Source organism: Mycobacterium sp. (assembly GCF_050701675.1).
Lineage (GTDB): Bacteria > Actinomycetota > Actinomycetes > Mycobacteriales > Mycobacteriaceae > Mycobacterium.
Genome location: NZ_JBOGDD010000354.1, coordinates 1 through 5,851, shown reverse-complemented (window position 1 = coordinate 5,851; position 5,851 = coordinate 1). Strand labels below are relative to the sequence as shown.

5 protein-coding genes and 1 pseudogene are annotated in these 5,851 nt (G+C 67.9%); 3 read left to right on the top strand and 3 right to left on the bottom strand.

Features of this window, described 5'->3' with window-relative positions; all coding sequences use genetic code 11:
* Positions 1-413: pseudogene (locus ACRDUX_RS10485) on the top strand (hypothetical protein); the annotation flags it as partial.
* Between the two features lie 9 nt (positions 414-422).
* Here ACRDUX_RS10485 and ACRDUX_RS10480 read toward each other — a convergent pair.
* Positions 423-725, bottom strand: a complete 303-nt coding sequence (locus ACRDUX_RS10480; RefSeq protein ID WP_526413605.1) for a hypothetical protein — start codon at positions 723-725, stop codon at positions 423-425.
* Positions 726-971: 246 nt separating this feature from the next.
* Here ACRDUX_RS10480 and ACRDUX_RS10475 point away from each other — a divergent pair, with 246 nt between their 5' ends.
* Both ACRDUX_RS10475 and ACRDUX_RS10470 read left to right on the top strand, forming a co-directional pair.
* Positions 972-1,205 carry a hypothetical protein gene (locus ACRDUX_RS10475; RefSeq protein WP_526413603.1) on the top strand — a complete coding sequence of 78 codons (234 nt, stop codon included), beginning with the start codon at positions 972-974 and terminating at the stop codon, positions 1,203-1,205.
* 9 nt (positions 1,206-1,214) lie between these two features.
* On the top strand, positions 1,215-2,462 hold the full coding sequence (locus ACRDUX_RS10470) for an MFS transporter (protein WP_526413601.1): 1,248 nt from the start codon (positions 1,215-1,217) through the stop codon (positions 2,460-2,462).
* Positions 2,463-2,479: 17 nt separating this feature from the next.
* Here the strand turns inward: ACRDUX_RS10470 and aceA are convergent, their stop codons facing one another.
* Positions 2,480-4,777: an isocitrate lyase ICL2 gene (aceA, locus tag ACRDUX_RS10465; protein WP_526413599.1), complete on the bottom strand. Its 2,298-nt coding sequence runs from the start codon at positions 4,775-4,777 to the stop codon at positions 2,480-2,482.
* A gap of 97 nt (positions 4,778-4,874) precedes the next feature.
* The coding region (locus ACRDUX_RS10460; RefSeq protein WP_526413597.1) for a galactokinase at positions 4,875-5,851 on the bottom strand (977 nt) is incomplete at its 5' end.

Below are 5,851 nucleotides of genomic sequence, written 5' to 3'. Positions count from 1 at the left end.
GCATTCAGATGCCCACGGACCCGGTGTGTGAGGGCGGTCCGTATTGGCAGGGACCACCTCCGCCTCCAGCGCTTCCCACTGGCCCACTCGATCCCCAATGCGCCACCATGCCTGCCGATGCGGCGTGCCTGGGAAGCCCGTTCGTCCCACCGCCACCGCCACCTCCGCCTCCGCCGGTCGAGGCGGCGCCACCGCCTCCGCCCGTCGAAGAGCCGATCGCGCCACCGCCGATCGAGGCGCCACCGCCGATTCAAATGCCGATAGCGCCACCGCCGATCGAGGCGCCGCCGCCGATTCAAATGCCGATAGCGCCGCCGCCGATCGAGGCGCCGCCGCCGATTCAAATGCCAATAGCGCCGCCGCCGATGGCAATGCCATCACCGGCAATGGGCGGTATGCCCGGTCAGATATAGACCGGTGCGCTAACTTCCGGCGTTGCCCTCGTCAGCGGACTGCGCCACCAGACCGGCGGCCGCCGCCGTGCTGATCGCGCGCTGCCAATTCAGTTCCGCGACGACCACCACCCCGAGTCCCGCGGCAAGGGCCACCAGCGAACCGAGCCAGTGCATCCATGCCGGGCCGACGTGAACGTCTGCGAGCAGCACGAGTGAGGACGCACCGGCCAGGGCGAGAATGGCACCCAAGGCGATCCGCCGCCGCTCCACCAGCGGGCGACGTACCGCGCGGGTATGGCCCCGACCCGACGTGTTGGCGATAGCACTCATGGCTCCAACATCCCCGCGCGACCTAAGGTGCGGCCAAGCCGAACCTATGAAGTTCCCGTGAATGCTCGCGGGGACTACATCTCCTCGTGCAGGTCGGCACCGGCCGGGAGGTCTCACCCGCAGCCCAAGTGGCCCAGACATTAGGTGCCTGAATGGACCAGGGGAGTGTGCCACTTCATGCGTAGCGTCGGGCTTGCCAGCGTGAAATCGGTTCCGATCCGGGACCTTCGCAGAAGGAGTAGCACCATGAGAGTCACACCGACTCAATTCGCATCGCTGTTGGCGGCAGGGGTTGTCGCGATCACGACGGTCGCGGCACCGACCGCGGCCGCTGCTCCCACCCAGCTGCCGAGATCCTGCGCCGTAACCGGCCCGGGCACCGCGTGCCAGTCTCCTGGCAGTGCGGAGATCGTCAACTCCGCTCCCGAAATCTCGTTCCGCCCCTTCGGGACTCTGCCCTCCCCGCTCGGCGGCCACTGAGCGACCGTGATGACCAACGCAGCCGCACGAGCCTCCGCGCCGGGGTCCCTTGGCGTTGCCGCCGAGAGAGACCGCCCCACGCTCCCCGCCGGCGTGGCCTTCGCTGGCGCAGCGTTTGCGTTCACCAGCCTGTATGTCGCGGCCGGTGCGCTGATGCCTCTGCTGCCGCTCTACGGGGTCCAGTGGGCGCTCACCCCGGCGCTTCTCACACTCGCATTCGCCGTCTTCGCCATCGGGTTCCTCGTCGCCATCCTTACCCTTGGGTCGCTCTCCGACCACGTCGGCCGTCGTCCAGTTCTGCTCGGGGCGTTGCTGATTCAGCTGGCGTCGAATTTCATCTTCCTCGTCGCCGCGGACATCGGGTGGGTGATCGCAGGTCGCCTGGTCCAAGGCATTGCCACCGGTGCCGCCACGGCGGCGTTCACTGCGTTACTCGTCGAACTCGCCCCACCGAACCGCAAGAGGCTGGGCATCATCCTCGGCAGCGTCGGGTTGACGGGCGGCCTCGGAGTCGGTTCCCTCCTGGCCGGGATCGTGATCCAGCGAACGGCCGCACCGAATTCGGTCATCTTCGGCGTGCTACTGGTCGCCACGCTGCTCGGAATCGTCGTCATCGCACTCTCTCCCGAGACGACGACCCGCCAACCGGGTGCGCTGCACTCGCTGATCCCACGGGTCGTCGTCCCGCGTTCCGCCAGAAGGGAATTCGCCGCAGCAGTACCCGCGCTCGCTGCGATCTGGATGCTGTCGGGGCTCTCGGGCGGTCTCTGCCCGACCATGGTCAGCTCCGTCTTCCTGCTTGACAGCAGCCTCGTCGCCGGCCTTTCCGGGTCCGTCGCACCGGCTGCGTCGGCAGCGATCGGACTGGCCTTCGCCACGGTGGACCCCCGGCGCTCGATGACGGTCGGCATCTACGCATCCATCGTCGGGGCCGCCGGCATCGTCGGCGGCGTGTGCGCAGGAAGCCTTGCCCTCATGATCGTCGGACAGACGATCGCAGGCGCAGGCTTCGGGGCGTCGTTCACGGGTGGGCTGCGGCTCGTCCTTCCCCTAGTGGCAACGCATCAGAGGGCAGGCATTGCCGCCGGAATCTATCTCGTCTGCTACCTCGCCTTTGGCGTGCCAATCGTCATCGCCGGCGTGATCGCGAACATCGTAGGACTGGAGCCCACCGTCTACTGGTACGTCGCGGCGACGATGATCCTGGCCTCGATCGGGCTCGGCGCTCAGCTGCACCTTCGACACGAAAGCCCTTGACGGGGACCAGCGATGCGTTAGTCCTCCTTGCGGATCAACCGCCCCAGCGCCTCGCGATCCGGCGCAAGCAGCTCATCGATGCGGTCGTGGTTCACGTCCGCGACGACGATCTCGCCGACGTCCTGATGCACGTCACGGAAGATGCCGTGCGACTTCATCTTCTCGGTCTGATAGAGGTTGTCCTCGGTCGGCGTGACGTAGTACACCGCGTCGGCCTTGAATCGGTTGATCAACCACAGGTGGATCAGGGTCATCAGGCGCTTCTTGCGCAGCTGCTCGCCAAAGGTGTTCTGGTCGCGCACCGTCAGGATGCTGCGGCCGTTGCGGTCCTTGATGGGGTCGACCAGCACGTTGGCGAGCTTCTCCTCGCCGCCGTCGCGGTCGCCGTAGATGCCGAGTTCGAGGACCTCGCCGCCCGCGCGCAGCGGCCGGAACTGGACCCGGAGCGTCTCGCCGAGCTGATAGTGCTCACTCCACAGCGCCAACCACTCCTCGAGCAGCTTCTTCGGCACCTCGGTCTGCACGAGGTGCTGATGCTGCGTGGAGCCCTTGCCCATGGACTTCGTGGTCGCCGTGCGTCCCGACGAGGCGGCCAGGGCCGCGTCGCTGCGGGGGCCGCCGACCAGGGTCTGCGGCGTGCGGTACGGCGATTCGACCAGACGCATCTTGCGCTGCAGCCGAGCCAGGGCGAGCATGCCGTCCTGCCGCAGCGCGGTGGCGAACTCCTCGGCGGCGACACCGTCGATCTGGTGTCCGCCGTACGTCATGAAGTTGAAGACGAAGCCCATCTTTCCGATGGCGGCGGGGAAGGCGCGCATCTGGTCGTCGGTCATGCCGGTGGTGTCCCAGTTGAACGAGGGCGACAGGTTGTAGGCCAGCATCTTGTCCGGGTAGACGGCGTGGATCGCGTGCGCGAACTGCCTGGCGTCGTCGAGGTCCGCGGTCTTGGTCTCCATCCACAGGATGTCGCAGAACGGCGCCGCCGCAAGCGATTTGGCGATCGCATAGGGAATGCCGCCGCGCACCTGGTAGTAGCCCTCTGGGGTCTTGGCCCGCTCGCAATCCCACGGGACGTCGACCCCCAGCTCCCTGGCCTTCTCGCGAGCGGCGTACAGCGATGCGGTCGCGGCGAACTGCCGCCAGTCGGCAACCTTCACCTCGAGCGGCTCGCCCTCGCGCTCGCGGAACGCGATCAGCTCGGCCACCGCTTCGCCGTAGGTCTCCAAGCCGGCGTCGGCCTGCCAGGCGTCGACGAACCGGGACTCGACCTCGTCGAAGAGATCGTCGACCGATTGCGACTTGCCGTCGGACCACGACGCCGCCGCCTCGGTGACCAGGGTCGTGATGCCCTGGCGCCCCAGCCACGCATCCGCGGCGGCGTACTCGCCATCGGGGAGGGCATAGAGGAGATGACCTCGAAGATCGGTGACGCCAGCGTCGTGGAAGCTGCGCATCAACGCCAGGAAACAGGCCTTGTACGGGGGGACCTTCAGATTGGTGGCACCGAGGATGAACGGTTGGTCGCGTTCGTCGGCGCGGCTGTCGATGAGGTTGGCCGCCTCCGCATCCGTGCGCGCGACGATGATGCCTGGCACCCGCATCACGTCGAGCTGGAAGCGGGCGGTGTTGAGGCGCTTGATCTGCTCGTCGGACGGCACCAGGACCTTGCCGCCCTGATGGCCGCACTTCTTGGTGCCGGGGCGCTGATCCTCGATGTGATACCCGGGCACGCCGACCTCGACGAAGCGGCGGATCAGGTTGCGGACGTGCGGGTCCCCGCCGTGGCCGGTGTCGGCGTCGGCGATGATGAACGGCCGGTAGTCGGTCGCCGGGGTCGCGGCGCGCTCGGCGTCGCTCATCCGCAGGCGCAGGTACTGCTGGTTGCGGTCTGCGGTGAGTAGCGCGCGCACCAGGCCCGCGGCCTCGTCGGGCACCTGGCTCAGCGGATAGCTGGCAAGGTCTGGCCCCGGGTCCTCGCTCAGCGAGCCCTTCGCCGACGTCGCCCAACCTCCGAGGTAGATGCCCTCGATGCCCATCCGCTTGATGGTGACCGCCTGGCCGGGCGAGTAGGGGCCGAAGGTGGTGATGCTCTTCTGCTGCGAGAACAGTTCGCGCAGGCGATCGTAAAAGCCCGCCGCCGCGTCCCGCGCCACGGGATATTCGCATGCAATCGTGCCGCGTTGCTCGGCAACCTGACGGGCCGTGTACAGCCGGATGATCCCGTCGAAGCGCGGACTGTCGAGATATCGCTGCGTGGCGGCGACGTCGTCGTCGAACGGCGTGGTGGATTCGACGCCTGGTTCGGTGATCGTCATGTTCTTCGCTCCTCGTTGAGCCCGGTACATCCCTTTGCAGCGAGTGTATGGCCGTTGCCTGCCGGCGAGATTCAAACGGTCATCTGGACCGATACCGTCACCGCGAGAGGGAGGCGCCCGCGCCGGCCTCGGTACGCGCGATCGTCGGTGCGACGAAGCCCGCCCGGCTCACCGCCTCGTACACCGCACGCGCGACGGCCGGCGACCGGTCCGCGCCGACGAGGGCGATCACGCAGCCACCGAAGCCTCCGCCGGTCATCCTGGCGCCGAGCGCGCCCGCCTGGACTGCGGTGTCGGCAATCAGGTCGATGTGGTCGGTGGTGATCTCGAAGTCGTCGCGCATCGATGCGTGCGAAGCCGTGAAGATCCGTCCTGCCGCCTCGAAGTCGGAATCACCCAGTGCGGTAACGACCTCCAGGACACGCTGATTCTCGGTGAGGATGTGCCTGACGCGTCGGGCGTCCAGCGGATCCCGTACCTCGCCGAGTGCGGAGAGTCCCCGGTCCTGGACGTGGCGCAGCGATGAGACGCCGAGGTCGACGGCGGCGCGCTCGCAGGCCGCGCGCCTCGCCGCGTACTCGCCGCCCGCATGGTGGTGCGGCGCATGGGAATTGATGACGAGCAGCTCGACGCCTGCGGCATCGGGGTCGAACCGCACCGGCCGGACGGAGAGGTCGAGGAAGTCGATCTGCAGTGCCTGGTGCGGCTCACCGCACAGCGACGCCAATTGATCCATCAGGCCTGTCGGGGCACCGACGTAGTCGTTCTCGGCGACCTGTGCGATCTGGGCCAGCTCGACCCGGTTCGCGACGAGGCCGGTGGCGGCCGCGATCGCGCCGAGGACCGCGCATTCGAGTGCGGCCGACGACGACAGTCCGGACCCCATCTCGACATCGCTGGAGACCGACATCCTGCCGCCGCTGAGCTGATGGCCCGCGCTCCGCAGCGCCCAGATCACCCCCGCCACGTAGGCGGCCCAACCGGTTACGTCACCGGGCGCCGTGCTCAGCGAGATGGCCACCTCGTCGTCCTCGCGATCGCTGCGCACCACGATCTCATCGCTCCGGTCGGGGG